This is a genomic window from Streptomyces sp. NPDC045287 (assembly GCF_056432325.1).
Genome location: NZ_JBWKJG010000006.1, coordinates 206,251 through 222,210, shown reverse-complemented (window position 1 = coordinate 222,210; position 15,960 = coordinate 206,251). Strand labels below are relative to the sequence as shown.

Genomic DNA, 15,960 nt, shown 5'->3' with positions numbered 1-15,960 from the left:
GGTCCACCGACCCATGGGCTCACGGGCTCACCGGTCCACCGGCCCACCGACCCGCGGGCCCACGAGCCCACGGGTCCACCGGCCCACCGACCCGCGGGCCCACGAGCCCACGGGTCCACCGGCCCACCGGCCCACGGCTCCACCGGCCCGTCGCCCGTTCGACGGCGCCCGGTTCAGCCGCCGGTGCCCGCCGGGTCGCCGTCCCCGGCGTCGAGGAGGACGACCTCCAAGAGGCGCGGCCCGTGGACGCCCTCGACGCGGTCCAGCTCGATGTCGCTGGTCGCGGACGGGCCCGAGATCCACGTCAGCGGGCGGCGCGGGTCCAGCCGCTCCAGGGCCTCCGGAACCGAGCCGACGACCTGCTCCGGAACCCGTACGACGCAGATGTGGTGGTCCGGCACGAGCGTGATCCGCCGCCTGCCCTGGTCCGGGCCGCCGTCCAGCACGATCGTGCCGGTCTCCGCGACGGCCACCGCGCAGCCCGTGACGACGCTGTCCACGGCGTCCAGCTCCCGCGGCGTGGACGCCGCCCGGTCGTGCACCCGCGTCGCGTCCACGGCGGCCGTCCAGTGGGGCGGCAGCCCCGGCGGCACCAGCACCGACGCCGCGCCGCGCGCCGCGAGCAGCCGCGCCAGCAGCTCCCCGACGCCGTCCTGCGAGGTCCGGTGGACGACCGCCCGGTAGTCGGCGAGGTTCTCGGCCAGGAGGTCGACCGCCTCCCCGGCGGTCCGCTCGCCGTGCGTCCGCAGGTAGCGCCGCTCCACCGGCACGTCCGGCGGACGCTCCCCGCGCGGTACGTCCGCCAGGGCGCGGCGCACCCGCGCCAGCACCCGGTCCCTGCCGTCGCTCATCGCGCGCCTCCCCGCGTCCGCTGCCACCAGTCCCGGAACGACTCCGCCGGAACCTCCGGCACCGCCCTCGTGTCCGACCAGGCCCGCCCCGGGCCCGGGAGCCGCTTCGGGTGCAGCCGCCGCGTCCGCGACGCCAGCCGCTGCCCGGCCCGCAGGACGCCGGGGCGGTCCAGCGCCCAGCGGGCCGCGCGCATCGCCGCCCGCTCGGCGGCGTGCCCCTTCGCGGGCCGGAGGGTGACCCTCACGCCGTTCCGCGTCACCTCGCCGCCCTGGGCCACCCGCTCCCGCAGGTGCACCAGCACCTCCGGGATGTCGATGGCGACCGGGCACACCTCGTAGCACGCCCCGCACAGCGACGAGGCGTACGGCAGCGACGCGTCGACCTCGCTGCCGGTGCCGCGCAGCTGCGGGGTGAGGATCGCGCCGATCGGACCGGGGTAGACGGAGCCGTACGCGTGGCCGCCGGCCCGCTCGTACACCGGGCACACGTTCAGGCACGCCGAGCAGCGGATGCAGCGCAGCGCCTGCCGGCCCACCTCGTCGGCGAGCGTGTCCGTGCGGCCGTTGTCGAGCAGCACCAGGTGGAACTCCCGGGGGCCGTCCCCGTCCGCCGTGCCGGTCCACATCGACGTGTACGGGTTCATCCGCTCGGCCGTGGAGGAGCGGGGGAGGAGCTGGAGGAACACCTCCAGGTCCCGCCACGTCGGCACGACCTTCTCGATGCCGACGACCGAGATCAGCGTCTCGGGGAGGGTCAGGCACATCCGACCGTTGCCCTCCGACTCGACGACGACGAGCGTGCCCGTCTCCGCCACCATGAAGTTCGCGCCGGACACGCCGACCTTCGCGCGCAGGAACTTCTCCCGCAGGTGCAGCCGCGCCGCCTCCGCGAGGTCCGCCGGGCGGTCCGTCAGCCCCTCCGGGGCGGCGCGGCCCCAGCGGCCCATGCGCTCGGCGAAGATGTCGCGGATCTCGCCCCGGTTGCGGTGGATCGCCGGGACCAGGATGTGCGACGGCCGGTCGTCCCCGAGCTGCACGATCAGCTCGGCGAGGTCCGTCTCGTACGCGCGGATCCCCTCGGCCTCCAGCGCCTCGTTCAGCCCGATCTCCTGCGTGGCCATCGACTTGACCTTGACGACCTCGCGCTCGCCGGTCGCCTTGACGAGGCCGGTGACGATCCGGTTGGCCTCCTCGGCGTCGGCGGCCCAGTGCACCGTCCCGCCGGCCGCGGTGACGGCCCGCTCCAGTTGCACGAGGTAGTGGTCGAGGTGGCGCAGCGTCCGGTCCTTGATCACCTTGCCGGCGGCGCGCAGCTCCTCCCAGTCCGCCAGTTCGGCGACGGCCCCGGCCCGCTTGTCGCGGATCGTGTGGGTGGCGTGGCGCAGGTTGCCGCGCAGGGTCCCGTTCCGCACGGCGTCGTGCGCGGCCTTCGGGAAGGCGGGCATGCCCAGGTACGTACCGCTCATGCGTAGGGCTCCTCCTCGGTGGCGGCCAGGATCTCGGCGAGGTGCACGGGCCGGACCCGCGAGCCGCGCCGGGCGAGGGTGCCGCCGATGTGCATCAGGCACGAGTTGTCGACCGTGCACACCGTCCCGGCGCCGCTCGCCTCGACGGCGCGCGCCTTGTCGGCGCCCATCGCCGCGGACACGTCCGGGTTCTTCACCGCGAACGTCCCGCCGAAGCCGCAGCACTCCTCGGCGCCCTCCAGCTCGCGCAACCGGAGGCCCCTGACGTGGGCCAGGAGCCGGCGCGGGCGGTCCTTCAGCCCCAGTACGCGCAGGCCGTGGCAGGTGGGGTGGTAGGTGACGGTGTGCGGGAAGTACGCGCCGACGTCCGTCACCCCGAGGACGTCCACGAGGAACTCGGTCAGCTCGTACGTCTTGGGCACGGCCCGGGCGGCCGCTTCGGCCAGCTCCCCGCCGCGCCCCTCCGCGGCGGCCTTCGCGCCGATGCGCGGGTAGTTGTCCCGCACCATCGCGGCGCACGAACCGGACGGGGTGACCACGTAGTCGTAGGCGCGGAACGCCGCGTCGAAGCGGCGGACGAGCGGTTCCGTCTCGTGCCGGTAGCCGGTGTTGAACTGCGGCTGGCCGCAGCAGCTCTGCGCCGCCGGGAAGTCGACCGCGACCCCCAGCCGCTCCAGCAGCCGCACCGTCGCCCGCCCGGTGCGCGGGTACAGCGCGTCGTTGACGCAGGTGACGAAGAGCGCTACGCGCATGCCCCGCCCTCCTTCCGGCCGGTCCGGCCGTGGAACCGGTCCGCCGCCCGGTCCCAGGCGGCGCGATCACCTGACGGATCGTAGTGCCGCAAGGGCTGGGTGGCGCGCAGGAGCTCCCTCAGTTCGGCCCGGCCGCCCTCGACGACACCGGCGGCGCGGGCCTGGACGAGGGCGTTGCCGAGCGCGGCGGCCTCGGCGGGCCCCGCGACGACGGGCAGGCCGGTGGCGTCGGCGGTCAGTTGGCACAGCAGCGCGTTGCGGGCGCCGCCGCCGACGACGTGCACGGTGCGCACGGTGCGGCCCGCCAGGGCGGCCGCCTGCTCGACGGCCGCGCGGTGGGCGAGGGCGAGGGAGTCCAGGACGCAGCGCGCGAACTCGGCGGGGGTGCGCGGGGCGGGCTGCCCGGTGCGGGCGCACGCCTCCGCGATGCGGCGCGGCATGTCGTCCGGGGCGAGGAACGCCGGGTCGCCGGCGTCCACGACGGACCGCAGCGGCGGCGCGGCGGCGGCCGCGGCGAGGAGGGCGTCGAGGTCCTGCGGGTCGCCCTGCGCCTCCCAGGCGCGCAGGCACTCCTGGAGGAGCCAGAGGCCCATGATGTTGCGGAGGTAGCGGACGGTGCCGTCGACGCCCAGCTCGTTGGTGAAGTTCGCCGCCCGGGACGCCTCCGTGAGGACCGGGGCGTCCAGTTCGAGACCGGCGAGGGACCAGGTGCCGGTGGCGATGTACGCGAAGTCGTCGCCGTCCGCCGCGGGCACGCCGAGCACGGCGGACGCCGTGTCGTGCGACCCGACCGCGGTCACCGGGACCGGCCCGGTGAGCCCCGTCTCGGCGAGGACCTCCGGCAGCAGGTGCCCGGCAGGGTCGCCGGGGCGGCGCAGGGGCGGGAAGAGGTCCAGGTCGATGCCGAGGCGGGCGGCGACGACGGGGGACCAGTCGCGGGTGCGGGGGTCGACGAGCTGGGTGGTCGAGGCGTTGGTCAGCTCCGTGCCGACCTCGCCGGTGAGCCAGTACGCGACGAGGTCGGGGACGAGCAGCAGGCGCCGCGCGGCGGCGAACTGCGGGGTGTCCCGGGCGGCGACCAACTGGTACACGGTGTTGAACGGCAGGTGCTGGAGGCCCGTCGCCGCGTACAGCTCCTTCGGCGGGAGCACCGCGGCGACCTCCTCGGCGGCGCCGTCCGTGCGGGCGTCCCGGTAGTGCACGGGGTTGCCGAGCAGGTCGCCCCGCGCGTCGAGCAGCCCGTAGTCGACGGCCCAGCCGTCGACGCCGACCCCGGCCAGCCGCCCGCCCGCCGCCGCCCCGGCCGCCCGCAGCCCGTCCAGGACGCCGCGGTACAGGCCGAGCACGTCCCAGTGCAGCGTCCCGCCGACGCGTACGGGCCGGTTGGGGAAGCGGTGGACCTCCTGGAGCTCCAGGGTCCCCGCCCCGACCCGGGCGAGCATGACCCGCCCGCTGGAGGCGCCGAGGTCGACGGCGGCGAACGGCTGACTGGAAGACATCTGCATCCTCGTCGTGAAGCGACTCTGTCGAAGGGAGGGCCGCGCCCGGGAGGGGCCCGGGCGCGGGAAGGGCGCCGGTGCCGCGGCGCCGGGCCGACGCCCCCGCACCGGCCCGGCGCCCGGCGTCCGCGGTCCGCACGGGCGGGCCGCGGACGCCGGGGCCCGCCCGTGCGGGCGCGGGGTCAGCGGAGGAAGGCCGCCGGTACGCCCGCGTCCACCGGGACGTGGAGGCCCGTCGTGTGGCTCAGCTCGCCACCCGTCAGGGCGAAGACCGCGTTGGCCACGTGCTCCGGGAGGACCTCCCGCTTCAGGAGCGTCCGCTGCGCGTAGAACTCGCCCAGCTTCTCCTCCTCCACCCCGTACACCGCCGCCCGCTGCGCGCCCCAGCCGCCCGCGAAGATGCCCGAGCCGCGGACCACGCCGTCCGGGTTGACGCCGTTCACGCGGATGCCGTGCTCGCCCAGCTCCGCCGCCAGCAGCCGCACCTGGTGCGCCTGGTCGGCCTTGGTCGCCCCGTACGCGATGTTGTTCGGGCCGGCGAAGACGCCGTTCTTTGACGCGATGTAGACGATGTCGCCGCCCAGGCGCTGCGCGGTCATCACGCGCGCCGCCTCCCGCGACACGAGGAACGAGCCGCGCGCCATGATGGCGTGCTGGAGGTCCCAGTCCCCGGCCGTGGTCTCCAGCAGCGGCTTGGAGATGGAGATCCCGGCGTTGTTCACCACCAGGTCGACCCCGCCGAAGGCGAGCAGCGCCTCCCGGAACGCCGCCGCGATCTGCTCCTCCTCGGTGACGTCCACCGTCACCGCGACCGCCCGGTCGGGCCCGCCGAGCTCCTCGGCGACGGAGGCCGCCCGCTGTGCGTCGAGGTCGGCGACGACCACGCACGCGCCCTCGTCGACGAGCCGCCGCGCGATGGCCCGCCCGATGCCGGAGCCGGCACCGGTGACGAGGGCGATCCGCGTGGCGAGGGGCTTCGGCTTCGGCATGCGCCGCAGCTTCGCCTCCTCCAGCTCCCAGTACTCGATGCGGAACTTCTCCCGCTCCTCGATCGGGGCGTACGTGGAGACCGCCTCCGCGCCGCGCATCACGTTGATCGCGTTGACGTAGAACTCGCCCGCCACGCGCGCGGTCTGCTTGTCCTTGCCGTACGAGAACATGCCGACCCCCGGCACCAGCACGATCGCCGGGTCCGCGCCGCGCATCGCGGGGGAGTCCGGCGCGGCGTGCCGCTCGTAGTAGGCGCGGTACTCCTCCCGGTAGGCGGCGTGGAGCTCCGACAGCCGCGCCACGGTCTCCTCCAGGGGCGCCGTCGGCGGCAGGTCCAGGACGAGGGGGCGGACCTTCGTCCGCAGGAAGTGGTCCGGGCAGGACGTGCCGAGCGCGGCGAGGCGCGGGTGCTCGGCGCGGGAGAGGAAGTCCAGGACGGCGTCGGAGTCGTCGAAGTGGCCCACCTGGGGCCGGTCGGCGGACGCGACGGCGCGGAGGTACGGGGCGAGCGCGGCAGCCCGCTCGCGGCGCGCGGCCGGGTCCAGCGGCTCGTACCCCGGCAGGATCGGACCGAACGGCTCGGGCCGGCCGCGCTCGGCGAGGAACGCCTCCGCGGTGCGGATGACGTACAGGGAGTTGGCCTCGCACTCCTCGCTGGTGGCGCCCCACGCGGTGATGCCGTGCCCGCCGAGGACGCACCCCACGGCCTGCGGGTTGGCCTCCTTGACGGCGGCGATGTCCAGGCCGAGCTGGAAGCCGGGCCGCCGCCAGGGCACCCACACGACCTTGTCGCCGAAGCACTCGGCGGTCAGCTTCTCCCCGTCGGCGGCGCAGGCGAGCGCGATGCCCGAGTCGGGGTGCAGGTGGTCGACGTGGGCGGCGTCGACCAGGCCGTGCATGGCCGTGTCGATCGAGGGCGCGGCGCCCCCCTTGCCGTGCAGGCAGTAGTCGAACGCGGCGACCATCTCGTCCTCGCGGTCGACCCCCGGGTAGACGCCGGTGAGCGCCCGCAGCCGGTCCAGCCGCAGGACGGCGAGGCCCGCCCCGGTGAGCGTCCCCAGGTCCCCGCCGGACCCCTTGACCCACATCAGCTCCACGTCGCCGCCGGTGACCGGGTCGGTGCCGGTGCCCTTGGCGGACGCGTTGCCGCCCGCGTAGTTGGTGTTCCGCGGGTCGGCGCCGAGCCGGTGCGAGCGCTCCAGCAGGTCCCGGACCGCGCTGTGCTGTTCCATGGTGGTCACGCCCCCCATCCCGCCTGGGTCCCGCCCACGCGCTCGTCGGTGATCTTCTGCGCCCAGCCCGACCGGTGGTACGCGGCGACCGGGTCGGGGTCGATGCCCATCTCCTCGCGCAGTTCGGCCAGGAGCGGCCGGACGTCGGTGTTGTACGCGTCCATCAGGACGGCGTTCGCGGCGAGGACGTCGCCCGCGTCCTGGGCGGCGGTCAGCGCCTCGCGGTCCACCAGGAGCGCCTTCGCGGTGGCCTCCTGGACGTTCATCACGGAGCGGATGATCGCGGGGATCTTCGGCTCGATGTTGTGGCACTGGTCGAGCATGAACGCGACGTCACCGGTGAGCCCCCCGCCGCGCACCACCTCGTACATGATGCGGAAGAGCTGGAACGGGTCGGCCGCGCCGACCATCAGGTCGTCGTCCGCGTAGAAGCGGGAGTTGAAATCGAAGCCGCCGAGCTTGTCCTCGCGCAGCAGCAGGGCGACGATGAACTCGATGTTGGTGCCGGGCGCGTGGTGCCCGGTGTCCACGACGACCTTCGCCTTCTCGCCCAGCTTGAGGCAGTGCGCGTACGCCGTGCCCCAGTCCGGCACGTCCGTCGTGTAGAAGGCGGGCTCGAAGAACTTGTACTCCAGCAGCATCCGCTGCCCGTCGCCGAGCCGCTCGTACACGGCGGCGAGGGCTTCGGCGAGCCGGTCCTGCCGGGCGCGGACGTCGTCCTGGCCGGGGTAGTTGGTGCCGTCGGAGAACCACAGCTTCAGATCGTGCGAGCCGGTGGCGTCCATGATGTCGACGCACGCCAGCAGGTGGTCCAGGGCCTTGCGGCGGACCCGGGCGTCGGGGTGGCAGACGCTGCCGAGCCGGTAGTCGTCGTCCTGGAAGACGTTGGAGTTGATCGCCCCGAGCCGCAGCCCGAGCCCGGCGGCGTACGCGGCGAGGTCGGCGTAGTCGTCGACCCGGTCCCACGGGATGTGCAGCGCGACGCTCGGGGCGACCCCGGTGTGCTCGTGCACGCGCGCGGCGTCGTCGAGCTTCTCCCGCGGGGTGCGCGGGACGCCCGGCTGCGCGAACACCTTGAAACGGGTGCCGGAGTTCCCGTAGGCCCAGGAGGGGGTCTCGACGGCCTGGGATCTCAGGGCTGCCTTCACGGCGGGGACATCGGCTCGGCTCGTCATCGTGTCAGCGCTCCAGGGTGCCATGCGGGTCGTGAATGAATCGTTTCATTGCGGCGAAGCTATGGGGGCTCGCGGGAGCTGTCAAGAGGCGTGCGGGGAGTGGGTCTTCCGATCCCGACCTGACCGGCCTCGAAACTTTCGGGAGAAGCCCTGTTGACGGAAGTGTGCGGCAGTGTCTAGCGTCCGGAAGCGCTGTTGAAACCTTTCACGACCTGTTGTTCCATCGCTGAGGAGCCCCGCCGTGCAGCGTGTCTGCTTCCTGCTGAAGGTCCGCCGGGACCGGCTCGACGAGTACCGGGAGCGCCACGCCGCCGTGTGGCCCGACATGCTCGCTGCGCTCTCCGCGGCGGGCTGGCGCAACTACTCGCTCTTCCTCCGCGAGGACGGCCTGCTGGTCGGCTACCTGGAGACGGAGGACTTCGCCCGGGCGCAGGCCGCGATGGCGGAGACGGAGGTCAACGCCCGCTGGCAGGCGGAGATGTCCGGCTTCTTCGAGGAACTGGACGGCACCAGGCCGGACGAGGCGATGAAGCCGCTCACCGAGGTCTTCCACCTCGCGTAGGCCCCCCGTACGGGAACGGCCCCGTACCCGGGACGGCGGTTCCGGCGTGGTTCACGGCGCCCCGCACCTCGCGGGACGGCCCCGTGCCCGCGGGCGGCCCGGCCGAAGGGGCACCCCGTGGGCGCGCCGCTAGTGGACCGCGGCTGCCTCCGGCCGGGCGCCGCCGCCCCCGTGACCCGGCAGGCCCCGCACCCGCGCGGACCCCGTGGACCGGCGCGCCCCCGCGCCCGCGAGGACCGGCGCGCTCCCGCGCCCGCGTGGACCCCGTGGACCGGCGCGCCTCCGTATCCCGTACCCCCGTACCCCCGCGCCCTCCTCGTCGCGGGGAGCGGCGGGGGAGTGCCGCGCGTCGTGGGCGGCGCGGTCCGCGGCGCCCGCCGCGCCGGTGCCCCGGACGCGCCCGCGGCCCTCACCGAACGGCCGCCCCGCCACCGACGTCCCAGTCCCCCCGGACGCGCACGCCCGCGGCCCTCGCCGAACGGCCGGTCCATCACCGTGACCCCAGTGCCCCGGGCGCGCACGCGGCCCTCACGGGCCGAGGGGCCCGTGTGGCCGCCGGGTCAGCGCTCCCCCCGCACCAGCATCCGGGACACCAGGTCGTGCCAGCCCGCCTCCACGCGGCTCAGCGGCAGTCCGCGCCGGGTCAGCAGGTGGTGGACGAGGCCCGTGTCGAGGTAACCCAGCAGGGTCTGCGCGGCCAGCTCGGCGTCGGCGTCCGTGTCCGCCTCGCGCAGCAGCGTCGTCAGGTGCGTGAGCCGTACGAGGCGGGCCGGCACCAGGTGCCGGCGCACCGGATCGGGCTGGGTGGCGGCCAGGTACAGCTCCCGGTGCGCGTCCTCGTGGCGCAGGGCGGCCGGGCCGAAGGCGTGCAGCCGCTCGCCGGCCGGCGCGCCCGGCCCGAGCGGGGCCGGACCGGACATGAACGCCGCCTGGAACCGCTGCTCCTGGTGGTCCAGCAGCGCCAGCAGCAGCCCCGACCGGTCGCCGAAGCGGCGGAACACCGTGCCCTTGCCGACCTGCGCGGCGCAGGCGACGGCCTCCATGGTCAGGTTGGCGGCGCCCTGCTCGGCGGCGAGCCGAGCGGCGGCCTCCAGGAGCCGGGCGCGGTTGCGGGCGGCGTCCGCGCGCAGTTGGGGCGGCGCCTCGGCGGGGGTGAGGGACAGCTCCGTACGTCCGTGCGGGGGCGGAGAGGTCATGGAAGCAGCCTAACGCTGTCGGGAACAGAAGTGGACCGTGGTCCGTTTAACTGGTACAACCTTAAACGGACCTCGGTCCGGTTAGTCGTCCTCCGACCGCTTCCCCTTTCAGGAGTCACCATGTCCGCTCGTATCCTCGCGCTCGTCGGCAGTCTCCGCGCCGGTTCCCACAACCGCCAGCTCGCCGAGGCCGCCGCCGCCCTCGCCCCCGAGGGCGTCACCGTGGAGCTGTACGAGGGCCTCGCCGACGTGCCCTTCTACAACGAGGACATCGACACCGCGGCGGGCGCGCCGGAGGCCGCCGCCCGGCTGCGGGCCGCCGCCGCCGAGGCCGACGCCCTGCTGCTGTTCACCCCGGAGTACAACGGCACCATGCCGGCCGTGCTCAAGAACGCCATCGACTGGCTGTCCCGCCCCTACGGCGCCGGCGCCCTCAAGGAGAAGCCGGTCGCCGTCATCGGCACCGCCTTCGGCCAGTACGGCGGCGTGTGGGCGCAGACCGAGGCCCGCAAGGCCCTGGGCGTGGCCGGCGCCCGCGTGCTGGAGGGCGTCGAGTTCGCCATCCCGGGCTCCGTGACCCGCTTCGCCGACACCCACCCGTCCGAGGACGCCGAGATCGTCGCCGGTCTGCCCGCGCTCCTCGCCCAGGTCGCCGAGGCCGCGGCCGCCCCCGCCGAGGCCACCGCCTGACCTCCGCGCCCGTCCCCGCGACGGCGGCCGCCCGCGCCATCCGGCAGGGCGGCCGCCGTCGTACGCGCGTCCCCCGGCGGAACGCGCGCCCGCAGGCAGGGCGAGGCTCATGTCGGAATTCCGCCAGCGGAGCCCCGTCCGCCTCGCCCATGCTTGGGGCATGCACACCGACACCGAGCGCTGCGTCCGGGCCGTCCGGTCCAAGGACGCCCGTTTCGACGGGTGGTTCTTCACCGCCGTCCTGACCACCCGCATCTACTGCCGCCCCAGCTGCCCGGTCGTGCCGCCCAAGCCGGAGAACATGGTCTTCTACCCGAGCGCCGCCGCCTGCCAGCAGGCCGGCTTCCGGGCCTGCAAGCGGTGCCGTCCCGACACGAGCCCCGGCTCCCCGGAGTGGGACGTCCGCGCCGACGCGGTCGCCCGCGCCATGCGCCTCATCCGCGACGGCGTCGTCGACCGCGAGGGCGTCCCGGGGCTCGCCGCGCGCCTCGGCTACTCGACCCGGCAGATCGAGCGGCAACTGCTCGCCGAACTCGGTGCCGGACCCCTCGCCCTCGCCCGCGCCCAGCGCGCCCAGACGGCCCGCGTGCTCATCGAGACGACCGCCATGCCCATGGCCGACGTCGCGTTCGCCGCCGGCTTCTCGTCCGTACGGGCCTTCAACGAGACCGTCCGCGAGGTGTTCGCCCTCGCCCCCGGCGAGCTGCGCGCCCGCGCCGCCGGTACCCGCGGCGCCCCGGCCCCCACCCCCGGCGTGATCTCCCTGCGGCTGCCCTACCGCACGCCCCTCGACCCGTCCAACCTGTTCGGCCACCTCGCCGCGACCGCCGTCCCCGGCGTCGAGGAGTGGCGCGACGGCGCCTACCGGCGCACCCTCACCCTCCCCTACGGGCACGGCATCGCCGCCCTCGCCCCCGCCGCCGGCCACGTCGCCTGCCGCCTCCACCTCACCGACCCGCGCGACCTGGCCCACGCCATCAGCCGCTGCCGCTGGCTCCTCGACCTCGACGCCGACCCCGTCGCCGTCGACGAACAGCTGCGCGCCGACCCGCTCCTCGCCCCGCACGTCGACCGCGCGCCCGGCCGCCGCGTGCCGCGCACGGTCGACGCCGCCGAGTTCGCCGTCCGCGCGGTCCTCGGCCAGCAGGTCTCCACGGCCGCCGCCCGCACCCACGCCGGGCGCCTCGTCACCGCGCACGGCACGCCCGTCGACGACCCCGGGGGCGGGCTCACCCACCTGTTCCCCGCGCCCGAGGCGCTCGCCGCCCTCGACCCCGACGCCCTCGCCCTGCCGCGCAGCCGCCGCGCCACGCTCACCACCCTGGTCGGCGCCCTCGCGGACGGCAGCCTCACGCTGGGCCCGGACAGCGACTGGGACGAGGCCCGCGCCGGTCTCCACGCCCTGCCCGGCTTCGGGCCCTGGACCGTCGAGATCATCGCCATGCGCGCGCTCGGCGACCCCGACGCCTTCCTCCCCACCGACCTCGGCGTCCGCCGCGCCGCCGCCGGGCTCGGCCTGCCGTCGACCCCCGCCGCCCTCACGGCCCGCGCCGCCGCCTGGCGCCCCTGGCGCGCCTACGCCGTCCAGTACCTGTGGGCCACCGACGACCACCCCGTCAACCACCTCCCCGCCTGAGCCGAGGAAACACGCCATGCACCGGCAGCACACCGTCGTTGACAGCCCCTACGGCCCGCTCACGCTCGTCGCCACCGACGGCGTCCTCAGCGGGCTGTACATGACCGACCAGCGCCACCGGCCCCCGGAGGAGACCTTCGGCGAGCCCGACCCCCGCCCGTTCCGCGAGGCCGTCCGCCAGCTCGACGCGTACCACGCACGCGAGCTGACCGCGTTCGACCTGCCCCTGCACCTGGCCGGCACGCCGTTCCAGCAGCGCGTGTGGGAGCTGCTGCGGACCATCCCGTACGGCGAGACCCGCACCTACGGCGAGCTGGCCGCGGCCCTCGGGCAGCCCACCGCCTCCCGCGCGGTGGGCCTCGCCAACGGCCGCAACCCCATCGGCATCATCGTCCCCTGCCACCGGGTCATCGGCGCGAGCGGCGGCCTCACCGGCTACGGCGGCGGCCTGGACCGCAAGCGCCGCCTGCTCGCCTTCGAAAGCGGCGTCCCCGCGCCCGACGCCCTGTTCCCGATGGGGTAGGGGGCCCCGTGCCCGACGGGGCAGGGGCTCAGAGCCGCTTCAGCAGCGCCGGCAGCGCCGTGCCGATCGGCTCGCGCACGACCTCGTCGGCGAGTCCGTCGTACGGGGTCGGCTCGGCGTTCACGACGATCAGCCGCGCCCCGTGCTCGGCGGCGATCCCCGCCAGCGACGCCGCGGGCTGGACCCGGAGCGAGGAGCCGACCGCGACGAACACCTCGCACGCCTTGGCGATCCCCGTCGCCCGGCCCAGCACCACCGGGTCCAGCCGCTCCCCGAACATCACGGTCGCCGACTTCAGGATCCCGCCGCAGGCCCGGCACGCCGGGTCGTCCTCGCCGGCCGCCACCCGCTCCAGCGCCTCCTCCATCGGGGACCGGGCGCGGCAGCCGGTGCACACCACGGCCCGCGCGGTGCCGTGCAGTTCGAGGACCTTGCGCTCGGGCGTCCCCGCCAACTGGTGCAGCCCGTCCACGTTCTGGGTCAGCACCCGCACGGCGAACCCCGGCGTCCGCTCCAGCTCGGCCACCGCCAGGTGCCCGGCGTTGGGCCGGGCCCGCAGCACCGGCCCGTCGAGGCGCATCCGCCAGGAGCGGCGGCGGACGTCCGGGTCGGCCATGTAGTACGCGTACGTGACGAGCTTCTCGGCCTCCGGGTCGCGCCGCCACAGCCCGTTGGGCCCCCGGTAGTCGCTGATCCCCGAGTCCGTGGAGATGCCGGCACCGCTGAGAACCGCGACCATCGTCATGCGCCGAGCGTACGAGGGGGTTCCCGGGACCGTCGAACGGAATTCGCGCGACCGTCGAACGGACCGGCGCCCGGCGCTGTAGGGTCCCGCCCATGGCCAAGGTGAACATCGCCCTCGACGCCGAACTCGTCGTGGAAGTCATGGTGCTGGCGGGCGTCGGCAATCCGCAGGACGCCGTCGAACTGGTCGTCCGCGACTACATCCAGCGGGGGCACCGCACCGAGGCGCTGGTGGTGCCCCGCGAGGACGACCCGCGCGCCGCGCGGGTCAAACCCCAGGACCAGGAGTGAGCCTTCGCCGCGGCGCGGTGGCGGCTTCCCGGGCGGCCGGCCTCACCGGGCGGGGCGGCCGTTCTCCAGCTCCGCCGGGCCGCCTCCCGCGTCCAGGGCGGCCAGGGCTGCCCGGACGCGGAGGCCCAGGGACCCCAGGAGGTACTCCGGGACCTCCTCGCGGGTGATCAGCTTCCAGGACAGCAGCTCCGCCTCCTGGAGGCGGATCCCCCCGAACGCCGCGTCGTCCAGGACGCCGCCGTCGTACACGTACGCCACCAGCGGCGGGCGGCCCGTGCCGAGGACCCAGTCGACGGCCAGGAGGGCTCCCGGCCGCACGTCCAGGCCGATCTCCTCCAGCGTCTCGCGGCGGGCCGCCTGGCGGGGCGTCTCCCCCTCGTCGGACTCGATCGTCCCGCCCGGCAGCGCCCACCCCTCGCGGTAGTTGGGCTCCACGACCAGGACGCGCCCCGCGCCGTCCCGGAACAGCATGGCGGCGCCGGCGAGCACCTTCGGCAGGCCGGCGATGTACGTGGCGTAGTCGGTGGTCGTCATCCGGCCAGGGTAGAGGGTGCGCCGGCCGGCCGTCGGGCCCTCCGGCGGGCCGCCCGCCCGTCACGTCCCCGCGCCGCCCGGTCCCGTGCCGCCCGGTCCCGTGCCGCCGGGACCCGGGTCGTCCTCCGTCCCGCTGCGCGCCCGCGCCGCGCGCCGCAGCCGGTGGTGGCGCGCCGGCGCCTGCTCCGTCACCACGTCGCCGACCATCGTCCGCACGACGTCCCGCAGCCCGTGCAGCGCGGGGTGCCGCACCAGCCCGGCCCCCGGGTCCTCCCGCAGCTCCTTCAGCAGCGCCCAGCCCAGGCAGAGCATCACCACCACGAACGGCAGCGCCACCAGGATCGTCGCCGTCTGCAACGAGTCGAGGCCGCCGACGACCAGCAGCACCGCCGCGACCACCGCCATCAGCACGCCCCAGCCCACCACCAGCCACGTCGGCGGGTGCAGCGCGCCCCGGCTGGTCAGCGACCCCATCACCAGCGCCGCCGAGTCCGCGCTGGTCACGAAGTACGTCATGACCAGCACCATCGCCACGAACGACGTGACCGTCCCGAACGGCAGCGCGTCCAGCATCGCGAACAGCGACGCCTCCGCCCCCTCCCGCACGGCGTCCGCCAGGTCCGCCGCGCCGGTCGACTGCAGCCGCAGCGCCGAACCGCCCATCACGCAGAACCAGACGACCGTCGCGCCGCTCGGCACCAGCAGCACTCCGACGAGGAACTCGCGGATCGTCCGGCCGTGCGAGATCCGGGCGATGAACGTCCCCACGAACGGCGCCCACGACAGCCACCACGCCCAGTAGAAGATCGTCCACGTCCCCAGCCACGCGTGGTCGGAGAACGCGCCCGTGCGCGTCGCCATCGGCAGCAGGTCCACCAGGTAGCCGCCGACCGACGCCGGGATCGCGTCGAGGATGTACACCGTCGGTCCGATGAGGAAGACGAACACCATCAGCGCCGCCGCGAGCACGATGTTCAGCGTCGACAGCCACTTGACGCCCCGGTGCAGCCCGGAGAACGCCGACAGCACGAACGCCGCCGACAGCACCGCGACGATCGTCAGGTGCGTCGCGCGGTCCGCCGTCACCCCGGCCGTCAGGTTCAGGCCCTCGGCCACCTGCAGCGTGCCCAGGCCCAGGCTGGTCGCCGTGCCGAAGACCGTCGCGAACACGGCCAGCAGGTCGATCACCCGGCCCGGCCAGGACTCCGCCCGCCGCGCGCCGATCAGCGGGACGAACGCCGAACTCAGCCGGTTTCCGCGTCCCTTGCGGAACCCGGCGTACGCCAGGGCGAGCCCGGTGATGCCGTAGATCGCCCACGGGGTGAGCGTCCAGTGGAAGAACGAGTACTCCATCGCCGTACGGGCCGCCTCGGCCGTCTGGGCGCGCACCCCGGTCGCCGGCGGCGGGGTCAGGTAGTGCGTGAGCGGCTCCCCGACCCCGTAGAACATCAGGCCGATGCCCATACCGGCGCTGAACATCATCGCGATCCACGCGAGGTTGCCGAACTCCGGCTCGGAGCCGTCCGCGCCCAGCCGGATCCGCCCGAACCGGCTGAACGCGATCACCAGGCAGAGGACCAGGAACACGTCGGCGGCCACCACGAACAGCCAGCCGAAGTTGTCCAGGACCCAGGACAGGCCGGCGGACGACGCGCCGTCGAAGGACTCCTCGCCCAGCCAGGCCCACAGCACCAGGGCGAGGACGGCGGCGAAGCCGATCACGACCACGACGCGGTCCGGCGAGGGCTCCGCGGAACTGCCCGGAGGAGCGCCGGGCGGAGGCTGGTCCATCGGTTCCGTGCTCATGACGCCCCACTAT

The 15,960-nt window shown here is 75.2% G+C and carries 15 protein-coding genes; 5 read left to right on the top strand and 10 right to left on the bottom strand.

Annotated elements, in window-relative coordinates; all coding sequences use genetic code 11:
• Nucleotides 1-173: 173 nt before the first annotated feature.
• The 6 genes from AC07D6_RS13025 to rhaI all read right to left on the bottom strand — a co-directional run bounded on the left by AC07D6_RS13025 (nucleotide 174) and on the right by rhaI (nucleotide 7,965).
• Nucleotides 174-851 carry a LutC/YkgG family protein gene (locus AC07D6_RS13025; protein ID WP_479043885.1) on the bottom strand — a complete coding sequence of 226 codons (678 nt, stop codon included), beginning with the start codon at nucleotides 849-851 and terminating at the stop codon, nucleotides 174-176.
• On the bottom strand, nucleotides 848-2,317 hold the full coding sequence (locus AC07D6_RS13020) for a LutB/LldF family L-lactate oxidation iron-sulfur protein (protein WP_479043882.1): 1,470 nt from the start codon (nucleotides 2,315-2,317) through the stop codon (nucleotides 848-850). Before AC07D6_RS13020 ends, AC07D6_RS13025 begins: the two co-directional genes overlap by 4 nt.
• The gene (locus AC07D6_RS13015) at nucleotides 2,314-3,069 is read right to left on the bottom strand and encodes a (Fe-S)-binding protein (protein ID WP_315877801.1); all 756 of its coding nucleotides are present in this window, start codon (nucleotides 3,067-3,069) and stop codon (nucleotides 2,314-2,316) included. Before AC07D6_RS13015 ends, AC07D6_RS13020 begins: the two co-directional genes overlap by 4 nt.
• Entirely contained in the window at nucleotides 3,060-4,568 is a 1,509-nt protein-coding gene (locus AC07D6_RS13010) for a rhamnulokinase (RefSeq protein ID WP_479043878.1), read from the bottom strand. The genes AC07D6_RS13015 and AC07D6_RS13010 overlap by 10 nt, the downstream gene beginning before the upstream one ends.
• Nucleotides 4,569-4,750: 182 nt before the next feature.
• Nucleotides 4,751-6,790 carry a bifunctional aldolase/short-chain dehydrogenase gene (locus AC07D6_RS13005; RefSeq protein ID WP_479044032.1) on the bottom strand — a complete coding sequence of 680 codons (2,040 nt, stop codon included), beginning with the start codon at nucleotides 6,788-6,790 and terminating at the stop codon, nucleotides 4,751-4,753.
• A gap of 5 nt (nucleotides 6,791-6,795) precedes the next feature.
• Complete coding sequence (gene rhaI / locus AC07D6_RS13000; RefSeq protein ID WP_479043875.1) at nucleotides 6,796-7,965, bottom strand: L-rhamnose isomerase; 1,170 nt, start codon at nucleotides 7,963-7,965, stop codon at nucleotides 6,796-6,798.
• A gap of 241 nt (nucleotides 7,966-8,206) precedes the next feature.
• On the opposite strand from rhaI, the gene AC07D6_RS12995 reads away from it, so the two are divergent.
• Nucleotides 8,207-8,527, top strand: a complete 321-nt coding sequence (locus AC07D6_RS12995) for an L-rhamnose mutarotase (RefSeq protein WP_315877798.1) — start codon at nucleotides 8,207-8,209, stop codon at nucleotides 8,525-8,527.
• 560 nt (nucleotides 8,528-9,087) lie between these two features.
• Here the strand turns inward: AC07D6_RS12995 and AC07D6_RS12990 are convergent.
• Nucleotides 9,088-9,723 (bottom strand): TetR/AcrR family transcriptional regulator, encoded by a 636-nt coding sequence (locus tag AC07D6_RS12990; RefSeq protein WP_479043873.1) that lies wholly within the window; start codon nucleotides 9,721-9,723, stop codon nucleotides 9,088-9,090.
• A gap of 120 nt (nucleotides 9,724-9,843) precedes the next feature.
• Between AC07D6_RS12990 and AC07D6_RS12985 the strand changes: the two genes are divergently transcribed.
• From AC07D6_RS12985 to AC07D6_RS12975, 3 genes are all read left to right on the top strand, one after another.
• The gene (locus tag AC07D6_RS12985) at nucleotides 9,844-10,413 is read left to right on the top strand and encodes an NAD(P)H-dependent oxidoreductase (RefSeq protein WP_315877796.1); all 570 of its coding nucleotides are present in this window, start codon (nucleotides 9,844-9,846) and stop codon (nucleotides 10,411-10,413) included.
• A 160-nt stretch (nucleotides 10,414-10,573) separates the two neighbouring features.
• Nucleotides 10,574-12,049 (top strand): AlkA N-terminal domain-containing protein, encoded by a 1,476-nt coding sequence (locus AC07D6_RS12980; RefSeq protein WP_479043870.1) that lies wholly within the window; start codon nucleotides 10,574-10,576, stop codon nucleotides 12,047-12,049.
• 16 nt (nucleotides 12,050-12,065) lie between these two features.
• Nucleotides 12,066-12,572, top strand: a complete 507-nt coding sequence (locus AC07D6_RS12975) for a methylated-DNA--[protein]-cysteine S-methyltransferase (protein WP_479043868.1) — start codon at nucleotides 12,066-12,068, stop codon at nucleotides 12,570-12,572.
• Nucleotides 12,573-12,600: 28 nt separating this feature from the next.
• Here AC07D6_RS12975 and AC07D6_RS12970 read toward each other — a convergent pair whose 3' ends face one another.
• Nucleotides 12,601-13,317 carry an SIR2 family NAD-dependent protein deacylase gene (locus AC07D6_RS12970; RefSeq protein ID WP_315877793.1) on the bottom strand — a complete coding sequence of 239 codons (717 nt, stop codon included), beginning with the start codon at nucleotides 13,315-13,317 and terminating at the stop codon, nucleotides 12,601-12,603.
• A gap of 92 nt (nucleotides 13,318-13,409) precedes the next feature.
• Between AC07D6_RS12970 and AC07D6_RS12965 the strand changes: the two genes are divergently transcribed.
• Nucleotides 13,410-13,607: a type II toxin-antitoxin system VapB family antitoxin gene (locus tag AC07D6_RS12965; RefSeq protein ID WP_315877792.1), complete on the top strand. Its 198-nt coding sequence runs from the start codon at nucleotides 13,410-13,412 to the stop codon at nucleotides 13,605-13,607.
• Between the two features lie 42 nt (nucleotides 13,608-13,649).
• Here the strand turns inward: AC07D6_RS12965 and AC07D6_RS12960 are convergent, their stop codons facing one another.
• Both AC07D6_RS12960 and AC07D6_RS12955 read right to left on the bottom strand, forming a co-directional pair.
• Nucleotides 13,650-14,141 (bottom strand): NUDIX domain-containing protein, encoded by a 492-nt coding sequence (locus AC07D6_RS12960; protein ID WP_479043865.1) that lies wholly within the window; start codon nucleotides 14,139-14,141, stop codon nucleotides 13,650-13,652.
• 60 nt (nucleotides 14,142-14,201) lie between these two features.
• Nucleotides 14,202-15,947 carry a BCCT family transporter gene (locus AC07D6_RS12955; protein WP_479043862.1) on the bottom strand — a complete coding sequence of 582 codons (1,746 nt, stop codon included), beginning with the start codon at nucleotides 15,945-15,947 and terminating at the stop codon, nucleotides 14,202-14,204.
• Nucleotides 15,948-15,960: the final 13 nt, after the last annotated feature.